13 protein-coding genes, 2 tRNA genes and 4 pseudogenes are annotated in these 16,212 nt (G+C 62.8%); 12 read left to right on the top strand and 7 right to left on the bottom strand.

The window, feature by feature from the left end:
- Positions 1-5 precede the first annotated feature (5 nt).
- The 3 genes from WN982_RS13095 to WN982_RS13085 all read left to right on the top strand — a co-directional run bounded on the left by WN982_RS13095 (position 6) and on the right by WN982_RS13085 (position 1,777).
- Entirely contained in the window at positions 6-374 is a 369-nt protein-coding gene (locus tag WN982_RS13095; RefSeq protein ID WP_341312412.1) for an SUF system Fe-S cluster assembly protein, read from the top strand.
- A 1-nt stretch (position 375) separates the two neighbouring features.
- Positions 376-696, top strand: a complete 321-nt coding sequence (locus WN982_RS13090; RefSeq protein WP_341312411.1) for a non-heme iron oxygenase ferredoxin subunit — start codon at positions 376-378, stop codon at positions 694-696.
- Between the two features lie 94 nt (positions 697-790).
- On the top strand, positions 791-1,777 hold the full coding sequence (locus WN982_RS13085) for a zinc-dependent alcohol dehydrogenase family protein (protein ID WP_341312410.1): 987 nt from the start codon (positions 791-793) through the stop codon (positions 1,775-1,777).
- A 143-nt stretch (positions 1,778-1,920) separates the two neighbouring features.
- On the opposite strand, the pseudogene WN982_RS13080 reads toward WN982_RS13085, so the two are convergent.
- The 5 genes and pseudogenes from WN982_RS13080 to tssD all read right to left on the bottom strand — a co-directional run.
- Positions 1,921-2,636, bottom strand: a pseudogene (locus WN982_RS13080) (IS6 family transposase).
- A gap of 74 nt (positions 2,637-2,710) precedes the next feature.
- The gene (locus WN982_RS13075; RefSeq protein ID WP_341312409.1) at positions 2,711-3,034 is read right to left on the bottom strand and encodes a hypothetical protein; all 324 of its coding nucleotides are present in this window, start codon (positions 3,032-3,034) and stop codon (positions 2,711-2,713) included.
- Positions 3,035-3,123: 89 nt separating this feature from the next.
- On the bottom strand, positions 3,124-3,555 hold the full coding sequence (gene tssE / locus WN982_RS13070) for a type VI secretion system baseplate subunit TssE (RefSeq protein WP_341312408.1): 432 nt from the start codon (positions 3,553-3,555) through the stop codon (positions 3,124-3,126).
- Positions 3,556-3,557: 2 nt separating this feature from the next.
- The gene (gene tssH, locus WN982_RS13065) at positions 3,558-6,323 is read right to left on the bottom strand and encodes a type VI secretion system ATPase TssH (RefSeq protein ID WP_341312407.1); all 2,766 of its coding nucleotides are present in this window, start codon (positions 6,321-6,323) and stop codon (positions 3,558-3,560) included.
- Positions 6,324-6,481: 158 nt separating this feature from the next.
- A pseudogene (gene tssD / locus WN982_RS13060) lies at positions 6,482-6,757 on the bottom strand (type VI secretion system tube protein TssD); the annotation flags it as partial.
- On the opposite strand from tssD, the pseudogene tssF reads away from it, so the two are divergent.
- From tssF to WN982_RS13025, 7 genes and pseudogenes are all read left to right on the top strand, one after another.
- Positions 6,756-7,805, top strand: a pseudogene (gene tssF / locus WN982_RS13055) (type VI secretion system baseplate subunit TssF); the annotation flags it as partial. The pseudogenes tssD and tssF sit on opposite strands and share 2 nt — an antisense overlap.
- On the top strand, positions 7,802-8,935 hold the full coding sequence (gene tssG / locus WN982_RS13050) for a type VI secretion system baseplate subunit TssG (protein WP_341312406.1): 1,134 nt from the start codon (positions 7,802-7,804) through the stop codon (positions 8,933-8,935). The pseudogene tssF and the gene tssG, both read left to right, overlap by 4 nt.
- 14 nt (positions 8,936-8,949) lie before the next feature.
- A pseudogene (gene tssJ, locus WN982_RS13045) lies at positions 8,950-9,479 on the top strand (type VI secretion system lipoprotein TssJ).
- A 37-nt stretch (positions 9,480-9,516) separates the two neighbouring features.
- Complete coding sequence (locus WN982_RS13040; protein ID WP_341312405.1) at positions 9,517-9,726, top strand: hypothetical protein; 210 nt, start codon at positions 9,517-9,519, stop codon at positions 9,724-9,726.
- Positions 9,719-10,498: a hypothetical protein gene (locus tag WN982_RS13035; RefSeq protein ID WP_341312404.1), complete on the top strand. Its 780-nt coding sequence runs from the start codon at positions 9,719-9,721 to the stop codon at positions 10,496-10,498. Before WN982_RS13040 ends, WN982_RS13035 begins: the two co-directional genes overlap by 8 nt.
- A 75-nt stretch (positions 10,499-10,573) precedes the next feature.
- On the top strand, positions 10,574-11,023 hold the full coding sequence (locus WN982_RS13030) for a hypothetical protein (RefSeq protein ID WP_341312403.1): 450 nt from the start codon (positions 10,574-10,576) through the stop codon (positions 11,021-11,023).
- A gap of 142 nt (positions 11,024-11,165) precedes the next feature.
- A complete protein-coding gene (locus WN982_RS13025; protein WP_341312402.1) occupies positions 11,166-11,381 on the top strand; it encodes a hypothetical protein in 216 nt (71 codons plus the stop codon).
- A gap of 577 nt (positions 11,382-11,958) precedes the next feature.
- Here WN982_RS13025 and WN982_RS13020 read toward each other — a convergent pair.
- Positions 11,959-12,045 (bottom strand) — tRNA-Leu (locus WN982_RS13020).
- Between the two features lie 229 nt (positions 12,046-12,274).
- A tRNA-Leu gene (locus WN982_RS13015) sits at positions 12,275-12,361 on the bottom strand.
- A 304-nt stretch (positions 12,362-12,665) separates the two neighbouring features.
- Between WN982_RS13015 and rnr the strand changes: the two genes are divergently transcribed.
- On the top strand, positions 12,666-15,173 hold the full coding sequence (gene rnr / locus WN982_RS13010) for a ribonuclease R (RefSeq protein ID WP_341312401.1): 2,508 nt from the start codon (positions 12,666-12,668) through the stop codon (positions 15,171-15,173).
- Positions 15,174-15,357: 184 nt separating this feature from the next.
- Positions 15,358-16,101: a 23S rRNA (guanosine(2251)-2'-O)-methyltransferase RlmB gene (rlmB, locus tag WN982_RS13005; RefSeq protein WP_341312400.1), complete on the top strand. Its 744-nt coding sequence runs from the start codon at positions 15,358-15,360 to the stop codon at positions 16,099-16,101.
- The last annotated feature ends 111 nt before the right edge of the window (positions 16,102-16,212 follow it).

Genomic DNA, 16,212 nt, shown 5'->3' with positions numbered 1-16,212 from the left:
AGACGATGAACACATTCGACTGGCTGAAGCGCGTCGAGGCCGCACAACCTGGCAGTGGCGCAACGACAGAACGCATGGAAGAACGCGTGATCGAGGCGTTGCGCACGGTGTACGACCCTGAGATTCCGGTCAACATCTTCGACCTGGGCCTGGTCTACGGGCTCGATGTCGACGCGGACGCGGGGCGCGTCGACATCCGCATGACGCTCACCGCGCCCGGCTGCCCGGTCGCGCAGACTTTCCCGGCGACGGTGGAGGAGGCGGTGCTCGATGTGAGCGGCGTGAACGAGGCGCATGTCGAACTGGTGTGGGATCCGCCTTGGTCGCGCGACAGGATGTCCGATGCTGCGCGCCTGCAACTGGGGATGCTCTGACATGTCGGACTGGGTGGAGGTCGCCGCCATCGAGGATCTGCCGCCCGGTACGCACCGCACGGTCGACGTGGACGGCGCACAGGTAGCCGTGTTCAATCTCGACGGCGTCTGGTATGCGATTGAAGACGTTTGCACGCACGACGGCGGCATCCTCACGGGCGGCGAGGTGAATGGCGACGTGGTCGTCTGCCCGCGTCATGGGGCCAGCTTTTGCATCAGGACGGGGAAGGTCCTGGGGCCGCCGGCCTACGAGGACGTCGCGACGTTTCCGGTTCGCGTCGAGGGTGGGCTCATTCAGGTGCGGGACGCGCGGTGGGATTGATAGTCGATGACGGCTATGCACGATCCCCATGCCGGTACATGGCAAACGGCCGTATTCACGACGACTACGCAACCACCACTCAAAGGAGAACAACATGCGTGCAATGGTGTTCGACGGAACCGCTCCAATACTGCATGACATGCAGGTGCCGGATCCGCAACCGTCGGCCGGTCAACTGCTGATCGACATCCATGCATGCGGGGTGTGCCGTACGGATCTGCATGTGGTCGACCGCGAGCTGGCGCATCCGAAGCAGCCCCTCATTCCGGGGCACGAAATCGTGGGAACCGTTGCCGCAATGGGCGAGGGCGTGTCCGGATTCCAGCTCGGCGATCGCATCGGCGTACCGTGGACAGGCCGCACCTGCGGCCACTGCCGCTATTGCCTCGGCGGCCGCGAGAACCTGTGCGACGAACCGGGCTTTACGGGCTACACGATCGACGGCGGCTACGCGGAACGTACCGTCGCCGACAGCCGCTACTGCTTTCATTTACCCGAGCGCTATTCCGACGTCGAGGCGGCGCCGCTACTGTGCGCCGGGCTCATCGGCTATCGCACGCTCAGCATGGCGGGCGACGCGCAACGGATCGGTATTTACGGATTCGGCGCGGCCGCGCATATTGTGGCGCAAGTGGCGCGCTACCAAGGGCGTTCGGTCTACGCATTCACGCGCCACGGCGATGCGAGCGCCCAGCAGCTTGCGCTACGCCTCGGCGCCCGCTGGGCCGGCGGCAGCGACGAGAGCGCACCTGACGAACTCGATGCCGCATTGATCTTCGCATCCGCCGGCGCGCTCGTGCCTGCGGCGCTGAAGGCAGTGGCCAAGGGCGGCACCGTCGTATGCGGGGGGATCCACATGAGCGATATCCCGTCGTTTCCGTATGAATTTTTGTGGGGTGAACGGCGCATCTGCTCGGTGGCCAACCTCACGCGCGCCGACGGGCATGCTTTCATGCAACTCGCCGGTGAGATTCCGCTCGACATCGAAACCAGCCGCTACACGCTTGCCCACGCGAACCGCGCGCTGAGCGACCTGCGTGACGGAAGAGTCACGGGCGCGGCCGTGCTGTGCATGCGGTGATGGCGGCAGTTGCGCGTTTCATCGCAGAGCGGCGCCTCGTGGACGAGATTGATTATCTGGCGAAGAGACCGAATGAACGAGCCGACTAGGTTCTGGTGCAAACAGCTGGCGAAGCCGAGATGTCTCCGATACATAAGGATGCCTTATTTATTGAACAGGACAGCATTCCAGACGACGGGTGCGGTAGTATCCTTGAGTCCGAGAATGCGGAGATTGAACTGACCCTTGCGGATGCGGTGCATCAACTCGATGCCTGAAATCTTGGTCTTCGCACACCTGAATCGTTTGAATCCGAGCATCACGTTCGTTCTGGACTTGATGTTTCGATGATCCTGTTCGATCACGTTATTCAGATACTTCGAGGAGCGCACAGGCGTTCCCTCAGCAGAGCGTCAGCGATCATCTCCCGCACGGCCCGGTGCGAGGCGGCATACCCATCGAGCGTGATCGTCTCCGGTGGCTGGCCCCGATGTTTCATGGCCTTGCTGAAAAAGGCTCTGGCCGCGCTCACATCGCGCTTTGCTCTGAGCATGAAGTCCACTGTCTGGCCGACCCGATCTACCGCCCGGTAGAGATAGACCCACTTGCCACGAATCTTCAGATAGGCCTCGTCAACACGCCATGACCGGCCTGTCGGTATGCCAAACCGGTTCCAGTGCTTGACGAACTCCGGCGTAAAGCGCTTTACCCAACGCATGATCGTGGTGTGTGCCAGCGACAATCCCCGCTCGGCCATCATCTCGACCAGATCGCGCAGGCTGAGCTTGTAGCGAAGGTACCAGCGCACACACAGAACAATGATCTCCCGATCAAAATGCCGACCATTGAACAACCCCTCCAGACCCTTCCCCTTGCTCATTACCGCCTCACCAGCTTGATTGGATCGCTACTTTAACCGGTTCAATGAGTCTATTTGCACCAAAACCAGCCTATCTAGCTGCGATGTGCGGAACTGGAAGCGTTGCCCTTTTTTGCGAAGGCCGCAATGGGATCGTCTGCTCGACCCGTATCACGATCATGGATTTCGGCACGCTGCTTTGCAGAAGCTGTCCTCGAGCGAATGCGGGTACAGTGGGTGCCAGTGTTCCCGCACGCATACATTGAGGTGTGATGGCTGGACTTTGTGGCTTCTTCCTTCTGCAGCGCCAGGGGGCTCATCCATTCTTCGGAATACGACGCATAAGCGCGTGTGGCACCGAGCGCCAGCACAATGCCGGGAATCAGGGCCGCTGTGAAATAACGCCATTGCAATTTCATGCTTCTGGTACCAGATACAGTGCGTCAAAGGCGAAGCGCGCCCGCCGTTCAGGCAGCGAAAGCTCGCCGCGCATGCCTGTCAACGCCAGCTACCGGGTCTGGTCGGGGTTCACCAGACGCCTGACGTGCATGCGGCCAGGCGGTTCGAAATGCGTTCCGAAACGGACCAGCCCGGCTCTCCGGAGGTGGCAGATCATGATGAAACTCACCAGCAGACCCGGATCCGGCCGCTCGTCAATCTCGATTTCGACCGCACGCAGGCGCGGCTCGAATTTCAGCAGGGTGCTCTCCATCTGGTTGCGCAGATCATGAACCGATGCAGGCAGATTCCGGTACACCTCGGTGAGGTCCGGTAGTCCATAGTCGGGAACGTGCTTGAGTGCCCCCGCGCGCGTGTTGAGGATGCGCCGGATGTTGGCCTGAACGCTCAGGATTTCCAGTGTCCTGTCGTCGTGATTTCCGAGTGGCTCACCGTCGATCTGGCCGAGCAGCATGTCGTAAAGGGAAGGGCCCGCTGGCATGGTCACGCTCCCTGGTTGACTGCGTCGGCGATGGCTGTATGGTGGGAGTACGTCACCGAAGCGTCGCGCTCCCTGTCGTCCGGGTCGATGAAGTCGATCGTCAGATTGCCTTCGGGCGAACTGGACAGGGCGATCTTCGCGGGCGCTGTACCGTGAGCCATGCGCGCGAGCAACTCTCGCGACACCGTGGGCAGAAGGCGCTGGTTGAGGAACGCGTCTACATTGCGCGCGCCGGATTCGCGCGCGAGGCACAATCCGGCCATGGCGGCGATCAGCGATTTGTCGCACGTCAGTTCGACCTCATGCTGCCTCTGCAGCCGGCCGGCGACCTTCGCGAGCTTCAGACGGACGATCCCGGCGAGTGCGGACGCGTCGAGGGGCCGGTACACCAGCGTCTGGAAGCGGGCGAGCAGGGCGGGCTGGAAGTGCGCCACGAGCTGCGGATGGATCGCCTCGAGGAGTGCCGCCTGCGCGATATCCCGATTGTCGGCCGTGGCCTCGTCAATCTGGGCACTCCCGAGGTTGGACGTCATCAGGATCACGCAGTTGCTAAAGTCGATCTCACGTCCTTCGCCATCGCGCATCGTGCCGCGGTCGAACACCTGGTAAAAGATGTCGAGCACGTCGCGGTGAGCTTTTTCCACTTCGTCGAGCAGCACGACGCTGTACGGACGCTGGCGTACCGCCTCGGTCAGGATGCCTCCGCGGCCGTAGCCGACGTAGCCGGGCGGAGAACCCTTGAGCTGCGAAACCGTGTGCGATTCCTGGTACTCCGACATGTTGATCGTCGTGAGTGCTGCCTCGCCTCCGAAGAGCAGATCGGCGAGCGCAAGTGCGGTCTCCGTCTTGCCGACGCCCGAAGGGCCTGCGAGCAGGAATACGCCGAGCGGGGCGTGCTCGTTTTTCAGGCCGGCCTTCGCCGTGCGCAGGCTTTCCGCGAGCGCGGCCAGTGCTTCGTCCTGCGCGACGACGCGCATCGCGAGCTGGTCTTCCAAGGTGAGCAGACCCTGAAGTTCGTCTTCGAGGAGGTTGCCGACCGGCACGCCGGTCCATTCGGCCACCACGCGCGCGATCGCCTGGGCGTCCACGTCGGCGAAGATCAGCGGCGTCTTGCCCTGGGTGCTGGCGAGCGCCTGCCGTGCTGCGGCAAACGATGCTCCATCGCGGGTGGCTGGATCGGTGTCGCGCTGCTCATGCAGCGCTCCGACGAGCCGCAGTTCAAGCTCGTAGCGCACCTGCAGTTCTTCCATCTCGCCCCTGGCACGCGCGAGCGCTGCATCGAGTGCGTCGCGCCGTGCTGGTGCGTCATCGATACCCGCACGTTTATCCGCATCGGTCGTGGCGCGTTCGAGTTCGAGCGCAGCGACGGCTGCCTGCGCGCGCTGCAGTTCCGCCGGCGGTGATTCGAGACCCATGCGCACGCGGGCGGCGGCGGTGTCGATCAGGTCGACGGCCTTGTCCGGCAACTGCCGCGCCGGGATGTAGCGGCGTGAGAGCTTGACGGCGGCCACCAGTGCCTCGTCGCGAATGTGGACGTTGTGATACTTCGCGTAGCGTTCCTTGAGACCCCGCAGCATCAGACAGGCGGCATCATCATCGGGCTCGTCGACCTTGATCATCTGGAAGCGCCGCTCGAGTGCAGCGTCGCGCTCGAAGTACTCCTTGTATTCCGACCAGGTGGTCGCCGCAATCGTGCGCAGCTCGCCGCGCGCCAACGCCGGCTTGAGCAGGTTGGCCGCGTCGGCACCGCCGGCCGCGTTGCCCGCGCCGATCAGGGTGTGCGCCTCGTCGATGAACAGCAGGACCGGATCGGGCGACGCCTGGACCTCGTCGATCACATTCTTCAGGCGCTGCTCGAACTCGCCCTTCACGCCCGCGCCTGCCTGCAGCAGGCCCAGATCGAGCGTGAGGATGCGCACGTCGCGGATCACCGTCGGCACGGTGCCTTCGGCCACGCGAAGCGCGAGGCCTTCGACGAGCGCGGTCTTGCCGACACCAGGCTCGCCGACGAGGATGGGATTGTTCTTCCGGCGCCGCGCGAGCACATCGACCATCTGCTGGATCTCACGATCGCGCCCGAACACGGGGTCGATCTTGCTGTCGCGCGCCTTTGCCGTGATGTCAATCGCAAAGCGGGTGAGCGCGTCGCCATCCACATTGCGCCTTGCTGCCGGTGCTGTATTGGCTTCCGGCGCGCGTTCGACGACACCGCCTCCCGCCGGGACAGCGGTCTGTCCCAAAGGTGCTTCCGGCTCCTCAAGCTGGTTCTCGCAGGTTCGCGGTCCGAGGCGCGGCAGCAGGCGTTCGATCTGTGCAGGGCTCACCGACAGCAGTTGCCAGGCATTGGTCGCGCGAAGGACATGTGGCGCCTCAACGATGGACTGCAGGACATTGCCGGAGCGGATGACCGCATCGCTGCCTTCGGCGTGGGTCGACGCATGAAACCAGGCATCCTGGAGGACAACGGCCAGTTGCGGAGAGAGGCTGGGGCGGCCGCGCAGGTTGCGGGGCGTGTGGTCGACGGCCCTGAGCAGTGCATCCCACACGGCGTCGATGTTCAGGTCGTAGTGGTTCATGATGGCCGGGATATCGCCGTCCCCGGCCTCGATCAGCTTGAGCAGCCAGTGCTCGACCGTAATCTCGTCCGCGAGCCGTGTCTGGCACAGGTTGGCCGCGGCCTCGAGCGCTTTCACGCAATGTGGATTGAGGCGCTGCAGAAGCTGGCTGGCGTCGCGAAAAGAGGGGTTTCGGTCGTTGAGCACGGTCATGGTCGGGCTGTTCGCACATCTGAAGAGGGGGCGTGCCGGCTGGGTGCGGCCACCCCTCGCACTAAAAAGGCCAGTCCGCACAGGCGGACTGGCAAAGGAAGGCCGGTAATTCCGAAGACCACCGGGGATGGTGGACCGGCCTCCGGACCACCGGTGAATCAGGAACGCTCGTTCCAGGTGTCCTTGTGGATGATGTTGCCATCCTTGTACGACCAGGTGATCGTTTCGTAGCGCAGTTCCACTTCCTCGAGGTGGTTGTGCTTCTCGTATGCGGGATCCTTGATATCGAGCATCTTCGGGCGTACGGCGACGATCTTCACGTTGTCCAGCTTCGTGTTGAAGTACTCCTTCTCCTTGCCCGCGTCGTCGATCTTGTACCACTTCACTTCCGCTGACTTGAGCGTCTGGCCGCTCGTCACGGCCTTGTAGAGGTATCAGCTTCTGCTCGAGTACTTTTCGTTTCGCGAAAAATTTCTCTTCATTGACCTGTGCGGACTCGACGTCGCGAAGCTTCCTGCGGGAACGACCCGTTTCGAACTTGAACTTGTCCTGAAGACCGCTTACCCGTCGGACCAGCATTTCAGCAGGGAAAATGTGAGGCTGTTCTGCTCACCGGTGATCAACCTGTTCGAGCTCGACGCGGAACCCATCGAGATCAATCACCACGAAACGGAGTATCGCGTCGTGCCGGCGGGACATCAGGGCGAGCACGTCGAAACGTATTCGGTCGATGCGATCGGGACATTCGATCACGACACGGCCGAGCGCTACGAGTACGTGCCGTTCGCCACGTTCCGGCATCGCGGTGGCATGCTGCGTCACGAGGCACCGGAGCGGTATTTCCATGCGCGCGTACGCCCTGGCATGGCGGGGCTGCACGAAACTTGGGTGATCCTGGGCGGCCACGCCTGGGAAACCATGGAAACGCTGCCGGAAGAAAGCCTTTCGCTGCGCGTCACCGGCACCAATGGGATGTTGCCGCGCAAGGGGCTACGCGAGGCGAACTTCAGCGAACTTGCTGCGAGCACGCCGAACGTGACTGGGGTGCGCAACCTCGTCGCTCCCACGTTGCCGCTCTATCCGCCCACGGGCGACCGGTTCCAGTGGCGCGTGCTGTCACATCTTGCCCCGAACTTCCTATCGATGATGGACGCGGAAGTGCTGCGTGGCGCGCTAGCGCTCTACGACTGGACCGACGACGAACTGAACGCGCGGCGCCTGGCCGGCATTCTCTGGGTGTCGCAGGAGCTGCTCGAGGAGGTATCGGGCGGCTCGGTCGAGCGGGGTGTGCTGATCGAGGTGACGCTCGATTCGCAGGCGTTCGCCGGCGAGGGCGACCTGATGCTGTTCGGAGAGCTTCTGCACCGCTTCTTCGCGGCATACGCCGAAATCAACCTGTTCACGAAGCTGTCGATCGTGAGCCTGCCGTCGCAGGCCCGTACGGTCTGGCCGCGCAGCAAGGCACAACGCGCTCCGCTATGAACCCGCGCGCCCCGCAGGAAGTCCCCTTGGGGGACGATCTCCCCAACATCGAGCCGCTCGTCGCGTCCCTGCTTGCACGCGCCCCCCTGATGAGCTTCATGCAGCTGTGCCGTGTGCTCGAGGTGCGCGCGCCTGCCCGTCCGGGATTTGGCACGCGCGACACACCCGAGCACGAACCTGTGCGTTTTGGGTCGTGGCCGCGCGTCGGGTTTCCGGCGGGTGAAGTCGCCACGGTCGAATTCGGCGACGCATCGGACGATTACGGGCCGCATGCGCCACCGACCGTGCGTACGACGTTCATGGGCCTGTACGGTGTCGATGCGGCGATGCCGCCGCACATGATCGACGACATCGTTCTGCGTGAAGAAGGGCACGAAGCGGTCGAAGCCTTTCTCGACCGCTTCAATCACCGCTTCGTCACGGTGCTGTACCGCGCCTGGAAAAAATACCGTTACCCGGAAAGCTTCCGTCCTGGGGGCACCGATGCCCATTCGCGCAACCTCCTGTGCCTGATCGGATTTGGCTGGGGCAGGAAGCCTGAGCGTGCGGGGCTGCCCGACTCCCGAATGCTCGCGCTGCTGGGCCTGCTCAACATGAAGACCCGTACGCCCGAAGGTCTGGCGGGTGTCATCGCGCTAGCCGTGCCGGGCGTCGATGTGCGCGTCGACGAATTTTTCCCTGCAGTCACAGGTGCCGGGCAACCCCGGCCGCTCACTTCGCATCCATCGGCGCGGGAGTCAGGGAATAATAAACAGCTGGGCCTGGGCGGCGGCTATGTGCTAGGCCGGCGGCTTGCCTATCGCAGCCGGGCCGTGCGGGTCACGCTGCGTCCCGACAATGCGCAGCACGCGCACGACCTGCTGCCCGGAGCGTGGCTGCATCGCGAACTGATGGCCTTCGTCCAGCTGTATGTAGGCGTCAAGGCTGATGTCCATCTTCGCATGGAGGTTTCCTCGCGCCTGGCTCCGGTCCCGACGATCGGGATAGCCCCTGCGGGACCCGCACCGCGACTCGGGTGGACGACCGTGCTGCCCGCCGACGAGGAACGCATGATCACCATTCCACTGGGTGTGCGCGAAGCCTTCCCCGTACCGCCGCCCAATCCGTACCTGAGCCCGCAACGCGCATAACCGAGGAACCATTGATGTTTATCCGTCTGGCCATTACTACTGTTGCATCTGCCTTGCTGCTGTCGGCCTGCGGCGCGTGGCAGGCCGTTTCCGACACGACGTCGAGCGCATACCACGCCGTTTTCTTCAAGCAGGTCAAGGTGCTCAATGTCGACCTGTCCGCGCGCGAAGCACTGAATCCCGACGATGCCGGGCGCGCGACCTCGGTCGCGGTGCGCGTATACCAGCTCAAGGACCGCAAACTCTTCGATGGGGCGTCGTACGACGATCTTCTGAAGAACGATCGCACCGTGCTTGCGCAGACCTCCAGGACAGCAAGGCGGTCGTGCTCAATCCGGGCGCATCGGCAAGCCTGTCGCAGCCGATGAACGCCGACACGAAGTATGTGGCCATCGTCGCGTTTTACCGGAATCCGGGCACTGCCAACGGGTGGAAATACGTGGTCGAGAAAAAGAAGCTCGATGCGGACAAGCCACTGAAGCTCGAAATGGTTGATCAGCTGCTGCTTGCGAGGGGCGAATCGCCCCAGGAGTCGGCCCGGTGATGCCTGGGCTGTCCGGTTTTCGTTCACAGCGTGACAGATGAAAAAATCATTGCGGGACCTGCTCGCCGAGCTCAATGCGCTGGACAGCAAGATTCATCTTGCCAGCATCAGCGAGGGCGAAGCGACGGGTAGTGCAGCCCAGGCTCCGAAGGTTCCTGCAACAACGCGCAGACGGGTGCAGCAGGCGCTCGAGTCGCTACCCGTGTACCGGGGGGGCCGCACCGGAGTTTCGCGCGCAGATGCTTGACGCAATCCGTGCTCTCGCTCATGCATGGGGTGGACAGTGCCTGTCGAAGGCATACGAAGGCCACAAGGTGCCCCTCGTATTTGAATGTGCCGTAGCGCACCGTTTCCCGATGCTCATGCATGGACTGAGGCTCGGGCACTGGTGCCACGCGTGCGCTTACGATCGCGCAACCATCTATTCGCTGGATGACGCGCGGGCGATCGCGGCCGAGCGCGGCGGCCGGTGTCTGTCGCGTTCCTACCTCAACAGTCGCGAAAAGATGCGCTGGCGCTGTGAGGCCGGTCACACGTGGTCCGCATGCCTTGAACAGGTGCTTCGTGGCGACTGGTGCCAAGCGTGTCATTTCGAGCGAATCAAGCCTCGACAGGATGATATCGAGCGCGCGGCGGCCGAACGCGGCGGACGCTGCCTGTCGGCGTACATCGACAAGGAAACACCACTGCAATGGCAGTGTGCCGAAGGGCATACGTGGTTTGCGCCATGGTTTCGCGTCAGCAAGGGACAATGGTGCCATCTGTGCGCCGTGAAGGCACGCACGCGCACGATCGAACAGATGCAGGATCTCGCGCAATCGCGCGGCGGGCGTTGCCTGTCGACGGTCTATCCAGGCCCCCACGGCAAGATCGAATGGCAGTGCGGAAAAGGGCATGCGTGGCATGCGACGGTCAATAGTGTCTGGCGCGGCAGTTGGTGCCCGGAGTGCGCCTGGGAAAGCAGGCGTATGGCTCGCAATCGCCGGCGTAGCAAGGGCGCCGTGCCGATCCTGCTGTAATGGCAGGGCAGGCGGGCAGGTAGCCGTGAACGCCCGCGTGTCCACGACCAGTCGGATAGAAGGAAGGTGAAATCGATGCACACAATCAGACTGCGGCTCGCCGCGACGATAGCAGGGATATGCCTGCTGGTAGCGGCATGCGATGCGTTTCATCCCGGCCCGGGTGCGAGCGAGATCGACGGCGCGGTGAGACGGGCACTCGACGCGGAAAACCGGGGCGGTATTAACGCGCTGGTAGGCAGCCCCTTGCCGGCGTCAGCGGACGTCGTCTCCGTGAAACGCGACGGCGACTGTACTAAAACCGGCGAGCAGACCTTCGCGTGCAACGTGAGCATCGTTCGCCGCGCCAGTCGGCCCGATGGACATGGCACGACGCTGCACGCCGGCCTGGTGTTCGCAAAGGATGTCAACGGCGACTGGCAAACGTCGGATATCGACCGGGCGCTTGCGGTCGGTGCCGCGAAATCGGTGATCGACCAGGTGAACCATGCGCTGCCCGGGCAGGCGGCGTCGAATCCGGATTGACACGATCAGCATTGCTGATTGGCAAGGATCGCGCCGCAACCTGAGCGCAGCCAGTCAGTCCGAACCGACGCAGCGTGCGCCGGTCGGAGCCGACACAAGGGCAGCGACGAACGCGCAAACACGACCAATTGATGAGGCAGGAATGCAGGAACCAGAATGCAGTGCAGGTATTGGCGATCTGAAGGGCCTCGTTGCGCAACGAAAGCACGAGTGCAATGTCGGTGTGTCGGATCGCGCTGCGTTTCGCTGGACACCGGTACTGGCCATCGTGAGCCTGCTCGGCGCGCTACTGTTCGCCTGGGCGTTTCTTCGCCTGATCCTTGCACTTGTGTTTCCGCGCGCTGCAACACTTCACTGACACGATGATGCGATTGCGAAAATTTGCGGCAGCAGCGTTGCTGCTCGCCACATCGGTTCTGTTCAGCGGATGCGGCTTGTTCGGGTGCGGAGGCGCGGCTACCAATGGCGCAGCCTTTGGCGGATGTCATGCTGGCACGAGATTCTAGTCATGTGCGAGCGAAAGCAGCTAAATCCCATCGCTGCGATGCAGGGCCGGCGAATCGTCGACGGGGCTGCGCCCTGAGCGATGGATCAAGACAGGTAGATTAGAAATGCGACAGACGAAGCGAATGCTCCTGGCGACGCTGCTTGCGGTGGTTTTGGTGCAAATAGACTCATTGGATCGCTACTTTAACCGGTCCAATGAGTCTATTTGCACCAAAACCTGTGTCATCAATAGGCTGGGTGAGGTTGAGCGTATCGGACGTTTTTCCGTCGCCAGGAACAGCGGTGCCTAGTCTCGCAGTTGCTTGCGATGTCCACGTGCTGTTTGGGCCCCAATTGCTCTTGCCGTAGGCGAGATTGGACGGCAAAAAACAAAAAACCCCGTGAAGCGCAAACGCTTAACGGGGTGTTTCGTTTCACTTGAAGAGGGGTGGTGCCCAGGAGAGGACTCGAACCTCCACGGTGTTGCCACCGCTAGGACCTGAACCTAGTGCGTCTACCAATTCCGCCACCTGGGCACGTCTTCAAGCTAGACCGCTATTTTAACGGGATGATGCAGCGTGTCAATCCCCACTTGCAAACATCGTTTCATCAAACCGCTCAGCCGTCGTAAAGCGAAACAAACTCGCCAACCACCAACGATCGTGCTGCAAACCCGTGATCCGATTCGATCGTTATTAAGCGAACCCCATCACAAGCTTTCACACAAAAAGTAAAGCCGCCCGTAGGCGGCTTTACTTTTAAATCTGGTGCCCAAGAGAGGACTCGAACCTCCACAGTGTTGCCACCGCTAGGACCTGAACCTAGTGCGTCTACCAATTTCGCCACCTGGGCAGGTGATGAACAGCAAAGAACGCCATTATAGCGACAGATTCAGGCCTGTCAAGCGTTTCTCAAAACTTGCTTAAACAGCGCGGCGGCCAGGCCGCACGCGCCTCACAGCGACTATTGACGGGCCGCGTGGCGCGCAAGACGGGTGTTAGAATGCCTCGCAGTAGTTCGTTGGCACGGTGCACACGCCCGTCGGACTCAGACTTGAACGAGCCGGACCCGAGCAGTTTTTCCAGTGCAATCGCAAGTGCAACTTAAGCGCATCTCAAACGCTTCTTAAGCCGAGCCACATCGCCGACCGACGTCCATGCAACGAGAAAAAATCATCGACAAGCCCTTGAGCAAATTTCCGTATCCGATTCCAAGCCGCGAAGAAATCCTGGGCGTCCTGCGCACGAGTGAAGCGCCGCTTGCCGCGAACGACATCGCCGAAGCCTTGTCGATCAAGCGCCAGGAGCGCGAAGGATTTTTCAAGCGCCTCGGCGCCATGGAGCGCGACGGCCAGATCCGGCTCGATCAGCGCAATCTCTATCAGCTGACCCATCCGTCGAACTTTGTCGCCGGCCGTGTACAAGGCCACCGCGACGGCTACGGTTTTCTCGTGCGCGATGACGGCCAGGACGATCTGTTCCTGCCGACCGGCGAGATGCAAAAGGTCATGCACAACGATCGCGTGCTCGCACGCATTGTCGGCTATGACCGCCGCGGTCGTCCGGAAGGGCATATCGTCGAAGTCACGGATCGCGCCAACAAGCGCGTGATCGGGCGGCTGCTCAACGAGAATGGCGCGCTGATCGTCGCGCCCGAAGACAAGCGCATCGGTCACGACATTCTGATCACGCAGAACACCAAAAAGGCCAAGGTCGGCCAGGTGGTGGTGGTCGAGCTCACCGATTTCCCGAGCCGTCATTCGCAGCCGCTCGGCCGCGTGGTGGAAGTGCTGGGCGATATCGACGACCCGGGCATGGAAATCGAAATCGCGGTGCGCAAGTACGGCGTGCCGCACGAATTCGGCCAGGCCGCGCTCGACGAAGCCGCCAAGCTGCCCGACGAAGTCCGCCCGGTCGACGCGCGTCATCGCATCGATCTGCGCGACGTGCCGCTCGTCACGATCGACGGCGAAGACGCGCGCGACTTCGACGACGCCGTCTATTGCGAGCCGGTTCAGGTCGGCCGCGGTGAGGGCTTCCGCCTGATCGTCGCGATCGCCGACGTGTCGCATTACGTGCACCCGAAGAGCGCGCTCGACGCCGACGCGATCGAACGCAGCACCTCGGTGTATTTCCCGCGCCGCGTGATTCCGATGCTGCCGGAGAAGCTGTCGAACGGGCTGTGCTCGCTCAATCCGCAGGTCGACCGTTGCGTGCTGGTGTGCGACATGATCGTCACCGCGCGCGGCGAGGTGAAGGCGTATCAGTTCTATCCGGGCGTGATGCACTCGGTGGCGCGGCTGACTTACACGGAAGTGGCCGCGGTGTTGAAGAACACCAAAGGCCCTGAGGCCGCGCGCCGCGCCGCATTGCTGCCGCAACTGCAGAATCTGTACGGCGTGTACAAGTCGCTGTTCGCCGCGCGCCAGAAGCGCGGTGCGATCGACTTCGATACCACGGAAACGTACATCGTCTGCAATGCGCAGGGCAAGATCGAGCAGATCGTGCCGCGCACCCGCAACGACGCGCACAAGCTGATCGAGGAATGCATGCTGGCCGCGAACGTCTGCGCCGCCGACTTCCTCAAGCGCCACAAGCATCCGGGTCTGTACCGCGTGCATGCCGGGCCGACTGCCGAGAAGCTCGAGAATCTGCGCACTTTCCTGCGCGGCATGGGCCTTTCGCTCGGCGGCGGCGACACGCCGCACGCGAGCGATTACGCCGCGTTGATGGCGCAAATCCGCGAACGGCCCGACGCGCAGATGATGCAGACCATGCTGCTGCGCTCGATGCAGCAAGCCGTCTATAGCCCGGACAACATCGGCCACTTCGGTCTCGCGTATGAGGCGTATGCGCACTTCACGAGCCCGATTCGCCGCTATCCCGACTTGCTGACGCACCGCGCGATTTACGCGATCCTGCAAGGCCGCAAATATCAACCGGAAGCACCGCACGGCGTCGATTTGAATACGGCGCTGTCGCCGCGTGCCCGCGCGATGCAGCAGGCCGACGACGAGAAGCGCGGCCGCACGCGCTCGAACAACGTGGCGATCTGGGAAGAGCTCGGTCTGCATTGCTCGGCCAACGAGCGGCGCGCGGACGAAGCCTCGCGCGATGTCGAAGCGTGGCTCAAGTGCTATTTCATGCGCGACAAGCTCGGCGAAGAGTATGGCGGCATGGTGAGCGGCGTGACGTCGTTCGGTATTTTCGTGCAGCTCGACGCGCTGTTCATCGAAGGCCTTGTGCACGTCACCGAACTGGGCTCGGACTACTTCCAGTACGACGAGATCAAGAACGAACTGCGCGGCGAGCGCACCGGCATTCGTTATCGCCTGTCGGATCGCGTGCGGGTGCAGGTGAGCCGCGTCGATCTCGATGCGCGCAAGATCGACTTCCGCCTCGTGCGCGATACGCCGATCAAGTCGCCGACGAGTCGTCCGGTGCCGGCCGACAAGGCCTCCGGCGAAAACGGCGGCGCGCGCGTGCGTTCGTTGCCGCCGGTCGAAGGTGGGGCAGGCGGCGCGGCAGGCGCGGGTGGGCGGCGCAAGAAGGCCGCGCCGGCACAAACCGCGGCCGTCAAGGAAGCCCGCGCAGCGCGCGGCGCGGCGAAGAAACATGGCGCGCCGGCCAAATCGGCGTCGAAGCCGGCACGCAAGAAGCGCTGAAGTCGCCTGGTGGTTGAACCGCGCGCATCGGGTACGTCGTCACGTACCGGTTGCGCGCGGTCTGCATTTCGTCTTACCCAGTTAGTACGCAGGTCGTACTCAGATCGTATTCAAGTCGCACCCAGGCTCGTATTCATCACAGCAGCGCGCGTTGAAGGCGCGCTCAATCAAAGGTTTTTCAGTCATGTCACGTCTCAAGGTTCTATACGGTTTCCACGCAGTGACCGCGCGTATGCGGCACGACGCGTCGACGGTCGAAGAGGTTTATTACGACGCGAAGCGCAAAGACCGTCGCATGACCGAATTCCTGCATGCGGCGAAGGAAGCCGGCGTGCGCCTGATCGCAGCCGATGAAACGCGTCTGTGGGGCCTCTCGCATACCGAGCGGCACCAAGGCGTGGTCGCGCGCGCGGGTGACATGCCGCTCGCGCAGAACCTTGCCGAACTGCTCGACGGCATCAACGGTTCGCCGTTGATCCTCGTGCTGGACGGCGTGACCGATCCGCATAATCTCGGCGCCTGCCTGCGCGTCGCCGATGCAGCCGGCGCGCACGCGGTGATCGCGCCGCGCGATCGCGCAGTGGGTTTGAACGCGACGGCAGCCAAGGTGGCGAGCGGCGCGGCCGATACCGTCCCGTACATCACGGTGACGAATCTGGCGCGCGCGTTGCGCGAATTGAAAGATGCGGGCGTCTGGGTGGTCGGCACGGCCGGCGAGGCGAGCAAGAGCCTCTATGAGACGGAACTCAACGGTCCGGTCGCACTGGTGATGGGCGCCGAAGGCGAGGGCATGCGGCGCCTCACGCGCGATACCTGCGACGTCGTCATGCAGATTCCGATGGCCGGTACGGTCGAGAGCCTGAACGTGTCGGTGGCGAGCGGCGTGTGTCTGTTCGAAGCAGTGCGTCAGCGGTCGGTGAAGAAGTAAGCTTAAGGGGCGTCGAACCGGCTTCGGCGCAATGCCGCAGGCTCGACGCCCCAGCTTCAATCATTGTCATCCGGCGTTCGCATGCCACTCCGGTAAACTTGTCGTTTTTAC

The sequence above is a fragment of the Paraburkholderia sp. IMGN_8 genome, assembly GCF_038050405.1.
GTDB lineage: Bacteria > Pseudomonadota > Gammaproteobacteria > Burkholderiales > Burkholderiaceae > Paraburkholderia.
This window is presented reverse-complemented; position numbering and strand designations above follow the sequence as displayed.